Origin of the sequence: Frigoribacterium sp. Leaf263, assembly GCF_001422285.1 — a bacterium.
Lineage (GTDB): Bacteria > Actinomycetota > Actinomycetes > Actinomycetales > Microbacteriaceae > Frigoribacterium.
In genome coordinates, this window is the sequence record NZ_LMMO01000003.1 from 1,067,271 (window position 1) to 1,087,121 (window position 19,851).

Consider the following 19,851-nt stretch of genomic DNA (forward strand, 5'->3'; position numbering starts at 1 on the left):
CGAAGGGGACATCATGTCCGTTGGAGACAAGGCAAAAGATTTCGTCCAGAAGGCCGCCGGACACGTCGAGGAGGCCGTCGGCAAGAAGACCGACGACCCCGAGCTCACCGCGCAGGGCCAGAAGGACAAGGCCATGAGCGAAGACCGTCTGCAGACCGAGAAGGCCAAGGACGGCGACCTCAAGTAGTCAGCCTCCCCGCCGCATCGCGGCGATCCGCGAGAGCCCGGCCCCGTCACTCGGGGGTCGGGCTCTCGCTCCGTCCGACGCCCGTCCCGGTCCCGCCGAAGCGCGCCCCGGTCTCGTGCCCGGCGAACACCCACATCCACTCGAGTGCCAGCTCGGACGTCAGGCCGGGCGCCTTCTGCGCCAGCTGCGTCGCCACCCCGTCGCTGTAGGCGGCGAGCTTCAGCGCGACCTCCGACGCCCGACCGACGGTCAGCGCCGGGAACGCTCCGCCGGCCCCGCGGCGGAGCGTGCGGGTCAGGCACGCCTCCCACACGCGGATGCGCTCCACGTACTCGGCGGCGACGGCGGGCTTCCGCGCCACGGCCGTCCAGTAGTCCGACCACAGACGCCAGTGCTCGTCGCTGGCGTCCGTCGCGGCGAACAGCGGCTCGACGAGCATCCGCACACCGGCGACCGGGTCGGGCTCGGCGTCGACGGCGGCGATGATCGACGAGTAGAACCGCGCCGTCTCGAGCACCACGACCTCGTTGAGGATCTCGGCGACGCTCTCGAAGTGGTAGGTGACGGTGCCCACCGAGACCCCGGCCTCGGCCGCGATGTCACGCAGGCGCGTCGCGCCGAGCCCCTCGCGGAGGATCACCCCGCGGGCCGCCTCGACGATCTGCGCACGACGCTCGGCGGGCTTGCGCCGCAGACCGCCGCCGGGCGCGGCGCCCGCGGCAGCCGCGGCCCCCGCGGCGTCCGCGGCAGCCGCGGCGCCCGTGCCACCCGCAGCACCCACGCTCACGCCGACGTCCGCGGCACGACGTCCTCGAAGCGCCGGTCGGCGACCAGCACCTCCGGCGCGTCCGGCCCGCCGTCGCGCGCCCAGGCCCGGACCGTGTTGACGACCACGTAGTCGTCCGCCGTCGCCGTCACCCGCGAGGTCGTCTCGAGTCGGGCCCGCCAGTCGGGCTTCTCGAGGCCGATCGCCCAGCGCGACTCGGCCGACGCCGACAGCGGGTCGCCGTCGACGATGCGGTAGGTCTCGCGGCTCTCCTCGCTGAAGACGAGACCGTCGGGGTACTCGCGGCCGCCGCCGTAGCCCGGGTCGACGTCGAGCACCCACTCCCCCGTGCCGACGTCGTGCGTGACGCTGCGCTCCGGCAGATCGGACGTCGGCGGCAGGGCGCGGACGGCCAGCGGCGTCGCGCGCTCGGGCTCCTCGAAGCGCACGCCGTCGTCGCCGGTGCGCGTCCAGACCGGCAGGGTGACCGAGCTCCGCTGCGGGTCGATGGTCAGGGCCGCCTCGTCGGCGTGCGGCCAGATCCACGGCCAGTAGGCCGACGACACCGCGATGCGGAGGCGGTGGCCGGCCGGGAACGAGTGCCCGGTCGAGACCAGGGCGAGGCGCACGCTCTGCTCGACCCGCACCTCCATCGGGTCGTCGCGATCGCGGCCGTGCCGCTTGTTGAGGTTGAGCACGCCGCGGGTGACGAGCGTCGAGGCGCCGTCGGGCGCCACGTCGCAGAGCCGCACGATGACGGTCGCGTCGGGCCGGTCGCTCGTGACCGCGAGGTCGACGACGACGGAGCCGAGCACGTCGAGCGCGTCGTCCACGTCGAGGTCGAAGCACACCGACCGGCCGTCGTCGGCGCGCTGGTCGGGCGGCAGGTCCGTCGCGTTGCCGAACGGGAAGAACCGTCCGGCGTCGAGCCCGGTGCTCTGCGGCGAGCGCACCACGACCGGCCCGTGCTCGCCGCCGATCATCAGCTCGAGCGGCTCGACCCGCGACCGCGTCGCCGACGAGGGCCAGGCCTCGGCCGCGACCCAGCGCCCGGTGCGCTCGGCGTAGTACGTCGCGGGCGGCTCGGAGTCGTTGATCCAGGCCCGCAGCGCCGGCTCGTCGTCGACCCCGTTCGGCTCGTCGAGCAGCCAGCGGTCCAACCAGCGCAGGGTCTCCTGCAGGAATCCGATGCCCGGTCCGGGGGCGAGTCCGCGATCGGGGTACTGGTGCGACCAGGGCCCGATGATCCCCTTCACCGGTGCGTCGAGGTTCGCCACCAGCCGCAGCACGGCGTCGCGGTAGGGGTCGGCCCAGCCTCCGACGGCGAGGACGGCGGCGGTGATCGTCGTGTAGTCCTCGCAGACGCTGCCGTGGCGCCAGTAGTCGTCGCGCTCCTGGTGGGCCAGCCACGTCGGGGTCATCGGCCTGTTGTGCTCGAGGCGCTCGCGCCAGCGGGACACCCAGTCGGCGCCGACCACCTCGGGGCGCGGGGGGCGCGAGTTGAACGCGAGCATGGTGCCGCCCCAGGCGGCCATGTCGATGCCGAGCACGGCGCCGCCCATGTAGTGCACGTCGTTGTCGTAGCGGTCGTCGGTCGAGCAGACGGTGACGATGGCCTTGAGCGCGGCGGGGGTCCGGCCCGCGAGCTGCAGGGCGTTGAACCCGCCCCACGAGATGCCGAACGCGCCCACCGCTCCGGTCGACCAGGGCTGCGCGGCGAGCCACTCGATCAGGGCGATGCCGTCGTCGAGCTCCTGCTCGGAGTACTCGTCGTCGAACAGGCCGTCGCTCGAGCCCGTGCCGCGGATGTCGACGCGCACCGAGGCGTACCCGCGGGCCGCGTACCAGGGGTGCCGCTCGCTGTCGCGCGGGGCCGTCCAGTCGTCGAGCCGGTATGGCAGGTACTCGAGCAGCACCGGCACCGGATGCTCGACCCGGGGAGCCCAGATGCGCGCGTGCAGACGCGTCCCGTCGGGCATCGGCACCCACTCGTCGCGCACGTCGACCGCGTGCACGGGGCGGGGATGACCCAGGAGGCGCGGGTCGGCCGAGCCGCCGCCCCCGGTCACGAGGCGGTCCCGTCGCGTCGGCCGCGGCCGTCCGTGGCGACGGCCCGCATCTCGACCCGGCGCTCGAGGTGGGCCTCGGCGCGGAGGCCGGCCTGCGCCTCCTCGTCCCGGGCGCGCTCGCGCAGCGTCGACCGCGAGGCGCCGGTCGTGCCCGTCGTCTCCGTCGTCTCGGTCGTCTCGGCCGTGGTCGTCTCGGTCGTGCTCACATCGCCTCCCAGTGCTTGATGCGGTGTCCGTCGCCGAGGTCGTCCCAGCCGTCGGCGTCGCGCCACCGCGGCCGACCGTCGCCGACCCCGGGCAGCTCGGTGGTGCCGGGGTCGAGCGTCGCCTCGAGCAGCGTGCGCGTGTACGGGTGATTCGGACCGCCGAAGACGCGATCGGCGGGACCGACCTCGACCAGGCGGCCGCCGGTCATGACGGCCACCCGATCCGCGACCCCGCGGACGACGGCGAGGTCGTGACTGATGAAGAGGCAGCTGAGCCCCTTGTCGTCGCGCAGCCCCGCGAGGAGGTCGAGCACCCCGGCCTGCACGCGGACGTCGAGCGCGGTCGTGATCTCGTCGGCGATGATCAGCTCGGGGCCGGCGGCGAGCGCCCGGGCGATGCCGACGCGCTGACGCTGACCGCCCGAGAGCTGCGCGGGGAGGCGCGTGGCGAAGTCGGGCGTGAGACCCACCTCGACGAGCAGCTCGGCGACCCGGTCGAGCGACGTGCTGCCGGTGAAGAGCTTCAGCGGACGGGCCACGGCGGCGCCGACGGTCCGTCGCGGGTTGAGCGACGTGTCGGCGTTCTGGAAGATCAGCTGCACCGCGCGCCGCAGCTCGGCGCTGCGCCGGGCGACGGGCTGGGTCAGGTCGCCGTCGACGGCCACGCCCCCTCCCGCCCCTCGGAAGGCGAACGCCCCCGACTCGGCCGGGATGAGCCCCGCCATGGCCAGGGCGAGCGTCGACTTGCCGCTGCCGGACTCGCCGACGACGGCCAGCGTCTCGCGGCGGCCGATCTCGAACGACACCCCGTCGACGGCGGCGGGGAGCCCGCGCCCGTACCGGACGACGAGCTCGCGCGCCTGCACGACGGGGGCCGCCGAGGTCGAGGCCGACGCGTCGGACGCATCCGACGCCGCAGCACCCGTCACCGCGTCGGACCTCACAGCACCGGTCGCCGCGGCGGGCGACGCGGGCGACACCGCGCCTCCGGTCACGGACCGCGACGCCGCGCCGTCCGTGACCTTCCCGAGCAGCGACTCCGCGCGCCGCATCAGTCGCGCGGCGAGCGAGTCGCCGTCGGCGGACGCCGGGTGCCCGGCGTCGTGTCGAGCACCGTCCGCTCCGTGGACGCGGGGGATGCTGGCGAGCAGCTCGCGCGTGTACTCGTGTCGCGGGTCGGCGAACAGGTCGGCGGTGGGCCGGTGCTCGACGATCTCGCCGTCGTGCATCACGGCGATCTCGTCGGCCATGCTCGACACGACGCCGAGGTCGTGGCTGACGAGCACGATCGCCATGTCGAGTTCGACGGCGAGGTCGCGGATCAGCTCGAGCACGGCGGACTGCGTCACGACGTCGAGCGCCGTCGTCGGCTCGTCGAGCACGAGCAGGCGCGGGCGGGCGGCGATGGCCATGGCGATGGCGATCCGCTGCTGCTGACCTCCCGAGAGCTGGTGGGGGTAGCGCCGCACGATCGTCTCGGGGTCGGGCAGCCGCACGTGACGGACGAGTTCGAGCACGCGGTCGTCCCCGCCGGGGAGTCCGTGACTCTCGAGCGCCTCGCGCAGCTGGCGGCCGACCCGCATCGAGGGGGTCAGCGCCTGACCGGCGTTCTGGGCGACGAGGGCCGCCGTGCCCCCGCGGAGGGCGCGCCGCGAGCGGTCGTCGAGCGCGAACACGTCGTCGCCGGCGACGCGGACGCTGCCGCCGACGATGCGCGAGCCCCGCCGCAGATGCGCCAGCAGCGTGCGGGCCACGGTCGACTTCCCGCTGCCGCTCTCGCCGACGAGTCCGAGAGCGCGGCCGGGGGCGATGGTGAAGCCGACGCCGCGCACGACGGGCACCTCGCGGCGCCCTGCGGCGTACGAGATCGAGAGGTCGTCGACGACCACGACGGGATCGGAGGCGGTGGGGGCGACGGGCGCCGCGCCTCCTCGGTCCGGGTTCACGGCGGTCATGCGACGGCCCCCTTCTGCGCGCGGTCCACGCCGAGCGTCTTGCTGAGTCCGTCGGCGCTGAGGTTGAGGCCGATGACGAGGGTGGCGAGCGCGACGACGGGCGCGAGGGTGCCCATCGGCACGACGGTGAGGGCCGTGCGGTTCTCCTGGACCATGAGCCCCCAGTCGGGAGTCGGCGGGTTGGCCCCGAACCCGAGGAACGACAGGGTCGAGATGAGCAGCACGATCCACGAGGCGCGCATCGCGAACTCGACCAGCACGACGTCGAGCACGTTCGGCAGGATCTCGCGGAACACGATGCTCAGCGCCCCCTCGCCGCGGGCCCGGGCGGCGGTGACGTAGTCCTGCGTGATCACGGTGCGGGCGGCCCCGCGGACGACCCGGGTGACGGCCGGCGCGTAGACGACGGTGACGGCGAGCACGATCACCCACAGCCCCGAGTCGAAGACGGTCACGACGACCAGCAGGGCGAGGATCGACGGGACGCTGAGCAGCGCGTCGACGATGCGCATGACGACCTCGTCGAACCAGTCGTCGGCGTACGCGGTGATGCAGCCGAGCACCGTGCCGATGCTCACCGCGATCGTGGTCGCGAGGAACGTCACGAGCAGCGCGTACTGCCCGCCGTGCAGGGTGCGCGAGAGGATGTCGCGACCGTACTGGTCGGTGCCGAGCCAGTGCGCCCAGCTCGTGCCGGTCAGGGCGGCCGTCGAGTCGGTGGCGACGGGGTCGTGCCCCGCGATCAGCGGTGCGAGCAGGGCCAGCGCGATGTGCAGGGCGATGAGTCCCAGGCCGATGCCGAGAGCCGAGGAGGCGCTGATGCTGCTGGTCAGACCGGTCGCGAGACCGCGCAGTCGCGTGCCGATGGTCTTCGGGGCGTCGGGGCGACCGGTCGACGCGACCCGCGCCTCCTCGGTCCCGTTCGTCGTGGTGCTCATGAGCGGGCCTTCCGTCGGGTGCGGAGTCGCGGGTCGAGCGCGAGGGCGATCAGATCGGCCGCGAGGTTGCAGACGACGTAGACCAGGGCGCTGACGACGGCGATCGCCTGGATGGTGGGCAGATCGCGGTTGAAGACGGACTCGAGCATGAGCTTGCCCATGCCCGGGTAGTTGAAGACGTTCTCGACGACGACCACGCCGCCCAGCAGCCAGGCGACGTTGAGCGCGACGACGGTGAGCGTCGGCAGCAGCGCGCTCGGCACGGCGTGGCGCCACACCACCTGCCGGGTCGTCAGCCCCTTCAGCTCGGCGGTCGTGACGAACTCGGACGCCATGACGTCGATCGTCGACGACCGGGCGGTCCGCACGATGTAGGCCGCCATGGCGAGGGTCAGCACGATCGCCGGCAGCCAGACGCTCGGCAGCAGCTCGGCGACCGTCGCGCTGTCGCCGCGCAGCACCACCGCCGGGAAGATCGGGATCGCGACCGCGAAGAGGAGCACGAGGATGGTCGCCACCATGAACTCGGGGACGCTCATGACGATGAGGCTGATCAGCGAGATCGCGTGGTCGCTCGGTCGGCCGCGACGCACCCCGGCGATGACGCCGAGAGTCAGAGAGACCGCGACGCCGACGAGCAGCGCGGGCACGGCGATCAGCATGCTGTTGCGGAACGCGATCAGCAGGTCGGGGCCGACCGGGGCGCCGCTGACCAGCGAGACGCCGAAGTCGCCGTGGCTCGCGCCGAGCAGCCACTCGCCGTAGCGGGCCCAGACGTTCTGATCGAGCCCGAGCGTCTCGCGGAGGGCGGCGACGGCGTCGGGCGTGGCGTCCTGTCCGAGCAGCTGCTGCGCGACGTCCCCCGGCAGCGCCTGCACGGCGAAGAACACCAGGAACGACGCGAGCAGCACGGTGAGCAGGGCGGTGCCGATGCGACGCAGCACGAGCAGCAGGGTGCTGAGTGCCGGGCGGCCGGGGCGTGACGGGCGCGGGGTCGTGGGTGCGCCTCCTCGGCTTCCGGTGCCCGCGTCGCCCGTGGGCGGCGTCTTCGGGGCGGGGGTCGGTGTCGTGGTGCTCATGCGCGCAGTCCGATCTGGAGGTAGTCGAACTCGAAGCCGTACTCGCGGTAGTTGACGACGTCGCGGCCGATGCCGACGAGGCGGTCGCCGAACATGGGGGTCATGTCGGCCGCGTCGTCGACGATGAGGCGCTGGGCGTCCTGGTAGAGCGTGGCGCGGCGGGCGTCGTCCATCTCGGCGCGGGCGTCGTCGAGCAGGGCGTCGAAGGTCGGGTTCGACCAGGCGCTCTCGTTGTACGACGAGCCGGTGCGGAAGATCTGGTTCAGCAGCTGGTCGATCGGGCGTCCCGTGAACCAGTAGCTGACCATCAGCGGCTTCTGCATCCAGATCTGCGTGTAGTACGAGTCGGACGACGCGTTGCGGACGACGAGGTCGATGCCCGCCTCGCGCACCTGGTCGCGGTAGGCGACGGCCATCGGGGTGAACACGGACTCGTAGCTCGAGGTGAAGATCTCGGTGCGGAGGCCCTCACGGCCCGCCTTCTTCAGCAGCGCCCGCGCCTGCTCGGGGTCGTACGCTCGCTGCTCGTCGAGCCAGACGGCCTGGGTGGGAGGCACGGGGTTGTCCCAGCCGGCGGTGCCGGTCCCCTGCAGGGCCGTGTCGACGATCGCCTGCGGGTCGTAGGCGAGCTTCATCGCCTGGCGCACCAGGGGGTCGCTGAACTCGGCGCTCGTGTGCAGCATCGGGATCGTGTACCACTGCGCGTTCGCCGAGCGGGCGACGGTCGCGGTGCTCGACGCGCTGACGACCTGAGCGGTGGCGAAGTCGAGGTTCGTCTGCGAGATGAGGTCGATCTGACCGGCGAGCAGGGCGTTGACGCGGGCCGTGGTGTCCTGGATCGAGGAGAAGTCGATGCCGTCGAGGGCGGGGCGACCGGCGAAGTGGTCGTCGTAGGCCTCGATGCTGCCCGTGCCCGCGGGCTCGAAGCCGCTGAGGCGGAACGGACCGGTGCCGATGCCGGTGGTGCCGATCGTGGGGCCGTTCGCGGGGTCGGCGCTGCCCTCGGGGATGATGTAGCACTGGTACGCGGTCAGCAGCGAGGGGAACTCGGCGTTCGCGGTCAGCAGCTCGATGCGGAGCGTGAGCGGGTCGGGGGCGCTCATGCTGCCCGGGCCGATCATCGCCGCCAGCACCTCGCCCTGCGGCGAGGCGGTCTCGGGGTCGAGGATGTGCTCGATCGAGTAGATCGCGTCCGCGGCGGTGAAGCGGCGGCCGTCGTGGAACCGGACGCCCGAGCGGAGGCGGAACGTCCACGTGACGCCGTCGGGGGTGGCGGACCACTCCTCGGCGAGGTCGGGCACCGTGACGCCCTGCTCGTCGAGCTTCACGAGGCGGTTGTAGAGGGCCCCGAGGTACTCGTAGGCGGAGAGCGAGCTGGCGGAGTCGAGGGTCTCGGCGGCGCTGGCGGCCGGGCGCGCGATGCGGAGGCGCCCGCCCCGCTTCGCCGTGCCCGTGGCGGCGGCCTCGGGGATGGTCGGGGTGCTGCGGGCGGGGGCGCAGCCGGCGAGGGTGAGGAGGCCGGCGAGACCCGCGAGACCCGCGGCGCCGGTGAGGACGGTGCGCCGGCTCGGGCCGCGGGATTCTGCGTCGCGGGAGCCCTCTCTGCTCTCGCGCAGGCGCGGATGGTCGGGGACGATCGGTGTCATACGGGTATGGCCTTCCGGTTTATCGTTCCGGTGAACGATAAGGGAGTCGCGCGGCATCCACGAGTCGAGAGCCGAGGCTTAACGCACTCGTTACGTGTCTCCGGCCCCTGCGGCGCCGCCCTAGGCTCGTCGGGTGCAGATCACGCTCCGCCCCGCGACGGCCGACGACCTCGACTGGCTGCTCGAGCTGCGGGCCGAGGTGATGCGGCCCGATCTGACCCGACTCGGCGTGTTCGACGAGGTGCGCGTGCGCCAGCGGATGCGCGATGCGTACGACCCTGCGTGCACGCGCGTCGTGGTCGTCGACGGGCGCGACGTCGGGTCCATCGCGGTGCGCCCGGCCGACGGCGCCCGCTGGATCGAGCACTTCTACCTCGAACCGTCGGTGCAGGGCCGCGGGGTCGGAGCCGAGGTGCTCCGCACCGTGCTCGCGGAGCCGGGCCGCGCCTCCTTCCGTCTCAACGTGCTGGTCGGCAGTGCCGCGCGCCGCCTCTACGAGCGCCACGGCTTCGTGCTCGACGCGGCCGACGACGTCGACGCCTACATGACGCACCGCCCCGCCTGACCTGCCGCCTCGCATCAGCCGAGGAGGCGCGGATCGACTGGTCAGAAGATGTCCCGTCCGACGCCCCTGACCGCATCGACCGACCACTCGATCCCCGCGCGACGCGGAACCCGATCCCGAAGCCCGATCCCGAAGCCCGCGCCCGAGCCCCGGTCCCGCGCCTCAAGCCTCGCGCCTCACGCCTCACACCCGCGCGGGCGCCTCGCCCTTCACGTGCGCGGTCTCCCACGCGCCCGTGTAGTGGTTGAAGCAGACCGAGTTGTCGAGGGCGGCCCGGTCGGGGGCGGCCTCGTCCGAGACGATCTTTCCGACGCGCTCGGGGTCGGGCGCGGCGAGCGCGAGCAGCTTCGTGTAGTCGTGGTGCGGGTCGAGGATGACGGCGTCGGCGGGTCCGCGCTCGACGACCCGGCCGCGGTAGAGCACGAGGATCTCGTCCGAGAAGTGCCGTGCGGTGGCGAGGTCGTGGGTGATGTAGAGCACGGCGAGGTTGTCCTCCCGCTGCAGCCGCCCGAGCAGGTTGAGCACGCCCAGGCGGATCGACACGTCGAGCATCGAGACGGGCTCGTCGGCGATGAGCACCTGCGCGCCCGGCGCGAGAGCGCGGGCGATGGCGACGCGCTGCCGCTGCCCGCCCGACAGCTCGTGCGGTCGTCGGGCCGCAATGTCGGCCGCGGGCCGCAGGTTCACCCGCTCGAGCATCTCGAGCACGCGCTCGTGCGTCTGCTCGGCACCGCGGGTGCGCCGGTGCAGCCTGAGCGGTCGCGCGATGTGGTGCTCGATCGAGTGGAACGGGTTCAGCGACGCGAACGGGTCCTGGAAGACCATCTGCACGTGCCGGCGGTAGAGCGAGCCCATCACGGGCGTGCCGTCGTCGAGCTGAACGTCGATGGTGCCCGAGGTGGGCTTCTCGAGCTTGGCGAGCATCCGGGCGATGGTCGACTTGCCCGAGCCGGACTCGCCGACGAGGGCGACGGTGCGTCCGGGCAGCAGGTCGAACGAGACGTGGTCGACGGCGCGGAACGCCTTGCGCGAGAAGCCCGACCCGACCGAGAAGTCCTTCGTCAGGTCGGTGATCTGGATGCTCGTCATCGGAGGCCGTCCTCGAGGTCGTCCGGCGTGGGCAGCACGACGGAGCGGGTGTCGGTGTCGACGGGTGACCCCTCGTCGACGCCGGTGCGGATGAAGGCGCCGCGCGACCCGCTGAGACTCGGGAACGAGCTGAGGAGGCGGCGGGTGTACGGGTGCTGCGGGTCCGTGTAGATCTGCTGCGCGGTCGACAGCTCGACGATCTCGCCCTGCAGCATGACGGCGATCCGGTCGCTGATCTCGAGCAGCAGCGGCAGGTCGTGGGTGATGAAGACGACGGCGAAGTCGAGCTCGTCGCGGAGGCGGACGATCTCGCGCAGGATGTCGCGCTGCACGACGACGTCGAGGGCCGTGGTGGGCTCGTCCATGATCATGATCTGCGGCTCGAGCAGCATGGCCATCGCGATCATGACGCGCTGCCGCATGCCGCCCGAGAGCTCGTGCGGGTACGACGACAGCCGGACGGGGTCGACGCCGACGCGGGTGAGCACCTCGGCCGCCCGGTCGCGGCGCTCCTTCTTCGACATCCCGCGACGATGCGTGATCAGGACGTCCTCGAGCTGGGCGCGCACGGTGGTGACCGGGTTGAGGGCGTTCATCGCCCCCTGGAACACCATCGACAGCTTCGACCAGCGGAACGCCCGCAGCTCCTCCGACTCGAGGGCGAGCAGGTCGACGTCGGTGCCGTCGCGGTCGTGGAACGTCACCGACCCGCTCGCGATGCGCGCCGGCGGCCGGTGCAGTCGGTTGATCGCGTAGGCGAGCGTCGTCTTGCCGCAGCCCGACTCCCCCGCGAGCCCGAGGATCTCCCCCGGTCCGAGGGTGAGGCTGGCCGACTTCACGGCGGTGACGGGGTTCTCGACCTCGTACACGACCGTCAGGTCGTCGATGGTGAGCACGGCGTCACGGCGGGTCGTCGTGCGCGACGCGACCGGCGCCTCCTGGGTGGGGGTCATCGTGCTGCCTTCCGGGCCCGGCGCGCCTGCTTGCGGTGCAATCGGACGTTCTTGAGCTTGGGGTTGATGATCTCGTCGATCGAGAAGTTGATCAGCGAGAGGCCGGTTCCGAACAGGGCGATGATCAGACCGGGAGGACCGAACCACCACCAGGCGCCGAGCGGCAGGGCGAAGCCGTTCTGGGCGTAGAAGAGCATCGTGCCGAGGGTCGACGAGTTCGACGCCCCGAGCCCGAGGAACGACAGCCCGGCCTCGCCGAGGATCGCCGCGATGACGGCGAACACGAACTGCGAGGCGAGCACCGGCAGCAGGTTCGGCAGGATCTCGACCGTGATGACGCGCCACGGCCGTTCGCCGGCGACCCGCGACGCGGCCACGTAGTCGCGCGACCGGATCGACAGGGTCTGCGCCCGCAGCACGCGGGACGACGCCGCCCAGCCGGTGATCGCCAGCACCACGCCGATCGTCCAGAGCCCGCGCTGCTCCTGCGGCACGAAGCCCGAGATGACGATGACGAGAGGCAGCCCCGGGATCACCAGGAACACGTTCGAGAAGAGCGAGAACGCCTCGTCGGTGACGCCGCCGATGTACGCGCCGAGGATCCCGAAGAAGGCCGACAGAGCGGTGGCGAGCACCCCGACGATCAGCCCGATCTGCAGCGAGCCGCGGGTGGCCCAGGCCAGCTGCGCGAAGACGTCCTGCCCGGTCTGCGTCGTGCCGAGCAGGTGCTGGGCCGACGGTCCGGTCAGACCGATGTCGCGGATGGCGGCCGGGTCGCCGACGAGGAACGGCCCGACGACGCCGAACAGCACGATCGCGCCGATGAGGGCGAGGCCGGTGGCGAGCCACGGCGTCATGGTCGGCAGCATCAGCCGCCAGGGCGAGCGGGGCGGCTTGCCGCTGTCGGCGGACGCCGACGCGAGCTCGGCGGTCGGATCCGCGACCGCGGCCTCCGTGAGGGGCGCGACGTTCGTCATGAGTCTTCTCCGAGATCGGCCTGCAGGAGGCGCGGTGTCTGTGTCCGGGAGCGGCCCACCCGGGTGGGTCGCGCCTCCGGGGCTCCGGTCCGTGCGCCGCGCATCAGCTGCGGGCCCGGGTGCGGGGGTCGATGATCCCGTAGAACAGGTCGACCACGAGGTTGGCGCCGAGCACGGCCAGCGTGATGAACAGGAAGATGCCCTGCATCAGCGCGTAGTCGTTGTTCGTGACGGCCGAGAGGAGCTTGCCGCCGATGCCCGGGTACGAGAACACCTGCTCGGTGACGATCGACCCCGACACGACGAAGCCGAGCGAGATGGCGAACCCGGCGACGCTCGGCAGCACCGCGTTGCGGGCCGCGTAGCCGCGCAGGATGCGCCCCTGGCTGAGTCCCTTGGCCTGCGCCGTGAGGATGTAGTCCTCCGAGAGGGTCGACACCATCATGTTGCGCATGCCGAGCAGCCAGCCGCCGAGCGACGCGATGACGATGGTGAGCGCGGGCAGGAACCCGTACTCGATCGCCGACGAGATGAACGCCCAGTCCCAGCCCGGGTCGAGGACGACGTCGTAGCCGCCCTGCGAGGGGAACAGCCTCATCGACGTGGCGAGCACGTAGACGAGGATCAGCGCGAGCCAGAAGTACGGCACCGCCGCGAGCAGCGTCGTCGCCGGCACGAGCGAGTCGAGCCAGGTGCCCGGCTTCCAGCCGACGAAGGCGCCGAGCAGGACGCCGAGGGCGGCGCCGATCACGGTGGCGATGCCGACGAGCATGATCGTCCACGGCAGCGACCCTGCGATGACCTCGCTGACCGGTGCCGGGAAGTAGCTCACCGAGACCCCGAGGTCGCCGCGGAGGATGTTGATCAGGTAGTTCCCGTACTGCACGGGCAGCGGCTCGGACGAGTCGCCGCCGAGGAGGAGCGTGTAGGCCTCTCGGGTGTCCGCCGTCACCACGCCGCCTCGCTGCTGGAGCTTGGCCAGCAGGATGTCGACGGGGTTGCCCGGCAGCAGGCGCGGGATCATGAAGTTCAGGGTCAACGCCGCCCACAGCGCGATGGCGTAGAAGCCCAGCTTCCTGACGAAGTAGTTCACGAACCCTCACCCGGCCTCGACGTCGTCTCGGGGCCGGCCGTCTCCTCCTCGGTCACGACGATCGCCTACTCGCCCGTGGGCTTCAGGTTCTTGAAGACCTGAGCGTTGTCGGGCGAGGCCCAGATCGCGGGGAACGCGTACAGGTCGTCCATCGTGGGCCAGCCGGTGAACTTCGACGAGTGGAACTCGCTCGTCGTGCCGCCCGTCATGACGGGGATGTAGGGCATGTCCTCGACGATCGCGGCCTGGATGACGTCGAACTGCGCCTGACGGGCCGCGGTGTCGGCGGGGTCGACGGCCTTCAGCTCGGCGAGCGCGGCGTCGACGGCGGGGTCGCTGAAGCGCGCCATGTTCGTGGGAGCGGCCTCGCCGACCTCGGCCGTGTAGGCCGTGTTGAAGTACTGGTCGTAGAGGTAGAACGGGTCGGACGCGGGGCCCTGGCCGAGCGAGTCGATCGCGAGCTCGTAGTTGCCCTTGCTCTTCTTGTCGGTCCACTCGTTCCACGACGACTGCGAGGCGGTCAGCTCGATGCCGGCGGCCTTCAGCTGCTGACCCATGGTGTCGATGGCGGTGATGTAGTCGGTCCAGCCGGTGACGACCTCGACGGTGAGCTTCAGCGGCTCGCCGTCCTTGGCGTAGACGCCGTCTGCGCCCTTCGTGTAGCCGGCCCCTTCGAGGAGCTCGGCGCTCGTGTCGAGGTCGGGGGCCGAGGGGGCGACGGGCTCGGCGACGTCGGCGGAGATGAGATCCTCCTGCGTCGAGGTGAGCGCGAAGGTCGGCGAGATCTCGCTGGCGGTGTTCTGGAACGCGAGCGAGTTCACCTGGTCGCGGTTCAGCGCGTGGTAGATCGCCTGGCGGACGGCCGGGTCGGTCTGGGGGCCCTCGCAGCCGAGCTCGACGCTCGAGCAGGTCAGCAGCGCGACCTGGTTCTGCGGGATGGTCACCGCGTCGTAACCCGGGTAGTTCTCGGACACGTTCTCCATGTCGGGGACGGGCCCGGTCTGCCAGTCGATGGTGCCCGCGGCGAGCGCGTCGGCGCCGGCCGTGTTGCCCGAGAGCGACAGGTAGCGGACCTTCTTGACCTCGGGCTCGCCGCCCCAGTACTCGGGGTTCGAGGCCAGCGTGAACGCCTGCGCCTTGAAGTTCTCGAGCGTGAACGCGCCGGTGCCGACGGGCTCGGCCATGACGTCGGTGGTGGGGTCGATGCCCGACCAGAGGTGCTCGGGCACGATCGGGGTGCGGCCGAGCAGGGTGGGGCCGGCGACGAACGCGGGCTTGTCCCAGGTGAAGACGACGTGGGTGTCGTCGGGCGCCGTGACGGTGCCGTCGAAGCCGCTGGTGTTCAGCGACGGGGTGTCGAGCAGCATCTGGAACGTGAAGACGACGTCGTCGGCGGTGAAGGGCTCGCCGTCGCTCCAGGTGGCGTCGTCGCGCAGGGTGACGGCGAGCTCGGTGCCGGCGTCGTTCCAGGTGTACTCGGTGCCGAGCAGGGGCTCGTAGGCCTCGGTGTTGACGTTCGTGACGAAGAACAGCGACTCGTAGATCGCGCCGATGCCGCCGATGCTCGAGGGCGAGTACGGGTTGAAGTTGATCTGGTAGTCGCCGGCCTGGCCGGTGTAGACGACCAGGGTGTCGGAGGGGGTGGAGCTCGAGTTCGAGCCGCCGGCGGAGCAGCCGGTGAGGACGAGGGCGAGGGAGGCGGCGGCAGCGGCCCCCACGACCCAGCGGGGGCGGACGGGCCGGTGGCCGGTCGAGGCACGGAGGAACATCGTCGATCCTTTCGCTGCACCGTCGCGGGGCCACCCGGGGCGGTGCTGACATCGTTGTCACAGGCGTCGTCGCACTGCTGGGCCATTGTTACCCGACTAAATAAAGCTCGTCAAGTTTGTTCGGAGGAGCGCTCAGGTTCGGCGAGCGCCCCGCGCGATCCGCTGCTCGTGACTGGCGCCACCCGGGCGCCGGCTCTCTGCGGGCGCGCCGAAGGGGCCGCGCGGATGATCCGCGCGGCCCGTGCTCTCAGCTCAGAGCGCGACGACCCCCAATAGCGCGCCCGCGTGCCGCACGACATCGTCCGCCGCGAACCGCGCGGCGTCGACCCCGTCGGTCGCCGAGACGCGGAACACGGCGCTCTCCCCCGACAGCAGCGTCACGAGCCCCCGGTCGACGGTCGCCCGCGGTGCGGCGCGGTCGACGAGCAGCGTCACGTCGCGGGCGTACGCCGAGGCGGCCACCGTGACGAGCACGTCGTCGCCGTCGGGCGTCGCCGTCGCGCTGACGGCACCGGGGTCGAGTCGCTGCCCGACGACCTCGGCGGCGTTCCAGACGGCCCGCCCGGCCCCGAATCCATCGAGGTCGACGACGAGCACCTCGGTGCCCGGGTCGAGGCTGGCGACGAGTTCGGCGGGAAGCAGCGTTGTCGACGCACCCCGCGCCTCCACGGCGATCGGCACGTCGACGACGTCGCGACGTGAGCCGCCGGCGTCGAGGGAGGCGACGGCCACGCGCGCCGTGCCGTGCCAGGCGGCCGCCGTGTCGTTCAACAGCACGAGCGAGAGGCCGGAGGCGCGGGGCTGGATGGTCGCCAGCCGCGGCTCGTAGGCGGCTCGCAGGGCGAACCACAGCGGCTTGCGGTGCTCGTCGAAGTCGACGGCGGCCCACGAGACGACGGGCCAGTCGTCGTTCAGCTGCCAGACGATCGTGCCGGTGTTGAGCGGGGCGAGTGACCGGAAGTGCTCGATGCCGAAGCGGATCGCGGCCGCCTGGTTCAGCTGGGTGGCCCAGTGCCACTCGTCGATGCCGTTCGGCGACGGCAGATGCCCGACGAGGCCCCGCTCGAGCTTGAGGTTGCCGTCGTCGGCCTTCTGGTGCACGAGCATCTCGTGGCCGTAGGGCTCCATCGGCTCGTCGTGCACGACGGCGGCCAGGGTCGACCACGCGGGCGGCCCCTGGAACCCGAACTCCGAGACGAACCGCGCCGGGTACTCGGCGTAGGCGGTGTAGTCGCGGTCGTTCCAGACGTCCCAGATGTGCATCGTGCCGTGTCGGGCGTCATTCGGGTGCAGGTAGTCGCCGAACGAGTAGGGGCTGCCCGGCGAGTACGGCCGGGTGCCGTCGAGCTCCGCGACGAGCGCCGGCAGCAGCGAGCGGTAGTAGCCCTCGCCCCAGGTACGGCCGGCCAGCTCGGCGCGCCAGCCCCACTCGACGAAACCCCAGATGTTCTCGTTGTTGCCGTTCCAGATGGCGAGCGACGCGTGCCGGCTGAGCCGGGTGATGGCCTCGCGCGCCTCGGCCTCGACCTCGTCGGCCAGCCAGGCCTCCTCGGCGTAGGCGGCGCAGGCGAACAGGAAGTCCTGCCAGACGAGCACGCCGGCCTCGTCGCAGGCGTCGTAGAAGTCGTGCGACTCGTAGATGCCGCCGCCCCAGACCCGCAGCAGGTTCATGTTCGCGTCGGTGGCGTCGGCCACCCGGCGCCGGTAGCGGGCGGCGTCCATCTCGGTGAGGAACGCGTGGTCGGGGATCCAGTTCGCGCCGCGGATCTGCACGACCTCGCCGTTGACCGACACCGTGAAGGGGGTGCCGTGGGCGTCGGGTGCGGTGTCGAGGGCGACCGTGCGGAAGCCGACCCGCGCCTCCCACGGTTCGTCGGGCGAGGTGCTCAGCGTGACGCTGACGGGGTAGAGCGGCTGGGCGCCGTGACCGCGCGGCCACCAGAGCTCGGCGTCGGGCACGACGAGTCGCAGGCTCACGGCGGTCTCGCCGGCCGTCATCGCCGAGGAGGCGCGGTGCCCGTCGACCACGACCGTCACCTCGGTCGACCCGCCGCCCGCGCCCTCGCCGCCCGCCCATTCGAGGTTGACGTGCGCGTCGAGCACGCCGCCCTCGTCGGTGACGTCGACCAGCGGCCGGACCGACGCGATGCGGACGCCCGACCAGCTGTCGAGTCCGATGGGCTTCCAGATGCCGCTGGTGGCGACGTCGACGCCCCAGTCCCAGCCGAAGTTGCTGGCGGACTTCCGCAGCATGTTGAAGGGGTGGTGGTTGACGTGCGGGAGGGCGCGGTGCTGCTCGACCCGCGCCTCGACCTCGGCGACGGGGGCGGCGAAGGTGATGGTGAGGCGGTTCGCACCGGTGACCAGCGCCTCCTTCACGTCGATGCGGTGGCTGCGGTGCTGGTTCTCGGTCTCGGCGACGAGCACGCCGTTCAGCTCGACGCGGGCGACGGTGTCGAGGCCCTCGGCGACGAGGTCGTGGCGGTCGGAGCCATCGTCGCTCCAGTCGAACGTGGTGGCGTAGCGCCAGACGGTGCTGCCGATCCACTGCTGGGCGGCCTCGGCGTCGCCGTCGAACGGGTCGGTGATGAGGCCCTCGGCGAGGAGGTCGGTGTGGGCGCAGCCGGGGACGGTCGCGGGGATCGTCGTGCCGGCGAGCCGGGTGGCGAGGTCGTCGGGGAGGGGGCCGGAGACGGCTTCGAGGGTCCAGCCGTCGTGGAGGGGTGAGAAGACCATGGGTGCCCTTGCTAGGAGGTGCGCGACGTCGCTGTCGCGCTGTCGGACTTTGTCAAATGACTTTATAAAGCACAGCAGAGCCTACGATATCGCCAGGAGGTACGACATGGTCAACCCGAGGCCCTTGTTGGCGGTGCCCACGAGCCGGGCTCTCGCGTTCGACCTGATCCGCTCGCAGGGCCCGATCAGTCGGGTCGAGCTCGCGGAGTCGACCGGGCTCACCCAGGCGACCATGTCGAACGTCGTGCGGCAGCTGCTGCTCGACGGCCTCGTCGTGGAGTCGGGCCGTCGCGAGTCGACCGGGGGCAAGCCCCGGGTGCTGTTGAGCATCGACCCGCGAGCACGCTATGCCCTCGGGGTGCAGCTGGGTGCGGACTTCGTGACGGTGGTGTTGACGGATCTCGGTGGCGCCCTGGTGGGGAGGGTGAGCGTCGCCGGCGTCTGGGGGCAGTCGCCCGAGTCGGCGGTGGCGTGGATCGCGTCGACGGTGTCGATGTTCCTGGGGTCGGTCGGCGTCGAGGCCGATCGGGTGACCGGCCTGGGGCTCGTGACGCCGGGTCCCATCGATCTGACGACGGGCAGCATCCTCGGGGCGCCGCCGTTCGAGGAGTGGGCCGGTTTCCCGCTCCGCGATGCCACGGCCGAGGCGACGGGTTTCGCGGTGATCCTCGACAACGATGCGACGGCGGCGGCGATCGGCGAGTTCTGGGGCGGTGCGGTCGGCGACTCGGCGGCGCACGGCACGGTGTACTTCGGGGCGGGGATCGGTGCGGGGATCGTGCTCGACGGGTCGATCTACCGGGGCGCGAGCTCGAACGCCGGTGAACTGGGGCAGATGCGGTACCGCGGTCTCGGCCCGGTGGCGCATCGGGTGTCGGCGGAGCAGCTGGCCGGCCCGGTGAGCGTGGCGCTCGGGGCGCGGTCGGCGCTGGCGGCGGGTCGGGCGTCGAGTCTGGTGCTGACCCAGAACGAGGATCCCTTCGCCGACTTCTCGCTCGTCGCCGCGGCGGCGGTCGAGGGCGATGCGCTCGCCGTGGAGCTCATCACCGAGTCGGCCGACCACCTCGCGAACGCGGTCGTCTCGATGGCGAACCTGCTCGATCTCGACTCGGTGGTGCTGGCGGGGCCGTCATTGACGACGGCGGGGCCGCTCTATCTCGAGGTGGTGCGGCAGCGGTTGGCCGACGACTTCTTCGCGCAGGGGCGGCATCGGGTGAAGGTCGAGCTGTCGGCGCACGTCGCCGACTCGGCGGCCGTGGGAGGCGCGGCGTTGGTCCTGCAGCGAGAGGTCGCGGCGCGCCGTGGGCCGGGTGGTGCGGCTGGTGCTGGGGCCGCGGGCGCTGCAGGAGCCGCGGGTTCGGCTGCGCGTGCGGGTGCCGCGGGTTCGGCTGCGGGCGCTGCGGGTGCTGCGAACGCTGCCGGCGCTGCGGGCGCTGCGCCGGTGTCGCCGACCTGACCCGCGCCTCCTCGGTTCGGGATGACCCGCTCGACCTCCGGCGGGATACTCACTCGCGCGAGCTATTACGCATCGATGCGTAGCAGCCCACCGACCAGCACGCCCGGCGAAAGGTGAGCCCAGTGGTCAGAAGATGCCCCTTCGACGCTCGCGAAGGGCACCTTCTGACCACTCGACGTCCGCGCCAGGCTCGAGTGGTCAGAAAAGGCCCTTCGTCCACGCTCGAAGGGCGACTTCTGACCACTGAACGTCCCACGCCGGACTCAGTCAGCGATGAACGCTCCCAGCCCGCGCGCAAGAGGCCGCCTCGGACGACTGAACGACCAAGCCCCCATTCGAGTGGTCAGAAGATGCCCCTCATCCGCCC

At 71.9% G+C, this 19,851-nt stretch carries 16 protein-coding genes; 3 read left to right on the top strand and 13 right to left on the bottom strand.

The genetic code is table 11. The features are described 5' to 3' along the window. Positions 1–13 precede the first annotated feature (13 nt). The gene (locus tag ASF17_RS08905; RefSeq protein ID WP_156357347.1) at positions 14–187 is read left to right on the top strand and encodes a CsbD family protein; all 174 of its coding nucleotides are present in this window, start codon (positions 14–16) and stop codon (positions 185–187) included. Positions 188–233: 46 nt separating this feature from the next. On the opposite strand, the gene ASF17_RS08910 is transcribed toward ASF17_RS08905, so the two are convergent. The 7 genes from ASF17_RS08910 to ASF17_RS08940 all read right to left on the bottom strand — a co-directional run bounded on the left by ASF17_RS08910 (position 234) and on the right by ASF17_RS08940 (position 8,846). Continuing rightward, a complete protein-coding gene (locus ASF17_RS08910) occupies positions 234–974 on the bottom strand; it encodes a TetR/AcrR family transcriptional regulator (RefSeq protein ID WP_235476461.1) in 741 nt (246 codons plus the stop codon). Then, complete coding sequence (locus tag ASF17_RS08915; protein ID WP_082475233.1) at positions 971–2,932, bottom strand: CocE/NonD family hydrolase; 1,962 nt, start codon at positions 2,930–2,932, stop codon at positions 971–973. The genes ASF17_RS08910 and ASF17_RS08915 overlap by 4 nt, the downstream gene beginning before the upstream one ends. A gap of 86 nt (positions 2,933–3,018) precedes the next feature. Then, positions 3,019–3,228 carry a hypothetical protein gene (locus tag ASF17_RS08920; protein WP_055797999.1) on the bottom strand — a complete coding sequence of 70 codons (210 nt, stop codon included), beginning with the start codon at positions 3,226–3,228 and terminating at the stop codon, positions 3,019–3,021. Continuing rightward, positions 3,225–5,183 (bottom strand): dipeptide ABC transporter ATP-binding protein, encoded by a 1,959-nt coding sequence (locus ASF17_RS15975; RefSeq protein WP_082475178.1) that lies wholly within the window; start codon positions 5,181–5,183, stop codon positions 3,225–3,227. The genes ASF17_RS08920 and ASF17_RS15975 overlap by 4 nt, the downstream gene beginning before the upstream one ends. After that, positions 5,180–6,121, bottom strand: a complete 942-nt coding sequence (locus tag ASF17_RS08930) for an ABC transporter permease (RefSeq protein WP_082475179.1) — start codon at positions 6,119–6,121, stop codon at positions 5,180–5,182. Before ASF17_RS08930 ends, ASF17_RS15975 begins: the two co-directional genes overlap by 4 nt. Continuing rightward, on the bottom strand, positions 6,118–7,200 hold the full coding sequence (locus tag ASF17_RS08935) for an ABC transporter permease (protein ID WP_082475180.1): 1,083 nt from the start codon (positions 7,198–7,200) through the stop codon (positions 6,118–6,120). Before ASF17_RS08935 ends, ASF17_RS08930 begins: the two co-directional genes overlap by 4 nt. Then, positions 7,197–8,846, bottom strand: a complete 1,650-nt coding sequence (locus ASF17_RS08940) for an ABC transporter substrate-binding protein (protein ID WP_055798002.1) — start codon at positions 8,844–8,846, stop codon at positions 7,197–7,199. The genes ASF17_RS08935 and ASF17_RS08940 overlap by 4 nt, the downstream gene beginning before the upstream one ends. A gap of 133 nt (positions 8,847–8,979) precedes the next feature. Here ASF17_RS08940 and ASF17_RS08945 point away from each other — a divergent pair, with 133 nt between their 5' ends. Continuing rightward, positions 8,980–9,411 carry a GNAT family N-acetyltransferase gene (locus tag ASF17_RS08945; RefSeq protein WP_055798006.1) on the top strand — a complete coding sequence of 144 codons (432 nt, stop codon included), beginning with the start codon at positions 8,980–8,982 and terminating at the stop codon, positions 9,409–9,411. A gap of 183 nt (positions 9,412–9,594) precedes the next feature. On the opposite strand, the gene ASF17_RS08950 is transcribed toward ASF17_RS08945, so the two are convergent. The 6 genes from ASF17_RS08950 to ASF17_RS08975 all read right to left on the bottom strand — a co-directional run bounded on the left by ASF17_RS08950 (position 9,595) and on the right by ASF17_RS08975 (position 18,028). Beyond that, the gene (locus ASF17_RS08950; RefSeq protein ID WP_055798009.1) at positions 9,595–10,500 is read right to left on the bottom strand and encodes an ABC transporter ATP-binding protein; all 906 of its coding nucleotides are present in this window, start codon (positions 10,498–10,500) and stop codon (positions 9,595–9,597) included. Then, positions 10,497–11,453 carry an ABC transporter ATP-binding protein gene (locus ASF17_RS08955; RefSeq protein WP_055798012.1) on the bottom strand — a complete coding sequence of 319 codons (957 nt, stop codon included), beginning with the start codon at positions 11,451–11,453 and terminating at the stop codon, positions 10,497–10,499. The genes ASF17_RS08950 and ASF17_RS08955 overlap by 4 nt, the downstream gene beginning before the upstream one ends. After that, positions 11,450–12,430 carry an ABC transporter permease gene (locus ASF17_RS08960; protein WP_055798015.1) on the bottom strand — a complete coding sequence of 327 codons (981 nt, stop codon included), beginning with the start codon at positions 12,428–12,430 and terminating at the stop codon, positions 11,450–11,452. The genes ASF17_RS08955 and ASF17_RS08960 overlap by 4 nt, the downstream gene beginning before the upstream one ends. Before the next feature lie 103 nt (positions 12,431–12,533). Then, complete coding sequence (locus ASF17_RS08965) at positions 12,534–13,523, bottom strand: ABC transporter permease (RefSeq protein ID WP_055798018.1); 990 nt, start codon at positions 13,521–13,523, stop codon at positions 12,534–12,536. A gap of 65 nt (positions 13,524–13,588) precedes the next feature. Beyond that, positions 13,589–15,292, bottom strand: coding sequence for an ABC transporter substrate-binding protein (locus ASF17_RS08970; RefSeq protein ID WP_082475181.1), 1,704 nt, complete (start codon positions 15,290–15,292; stop codon positions 13,589–13,591). 252 nt (positions 15,293–15,544) lie between these two features. Then, on the bottom strand, positions 15,545–18,028 hold the full coding sequence (locus tag ASF17_RS08975; RefSeq protein ID WP_055798021.1) for a glycoside hydrolase family 2 protein: 2,484 nt from the start codon (positions 18,026–18,028) through the stop codon (positions 15,545–15,547). A gap of 106 nt (positions 18,029–18,134) precedes the next feature. Here ASF17_RS08975 and ASF17_RS08980 point away from each other — a divergent pair, with 106 nt between their 5' ends. Further along, entirely contained in the window at positions 18,135–19,484 is a 1,350-nt protein-coding gene (locus ASF17_RS08980; protein ID WP_162236417.1) for an ROK family transcriptional regulator, read from the top strand. Positions 19,485–19,851 lie beyond the last annotated feature (367 nt).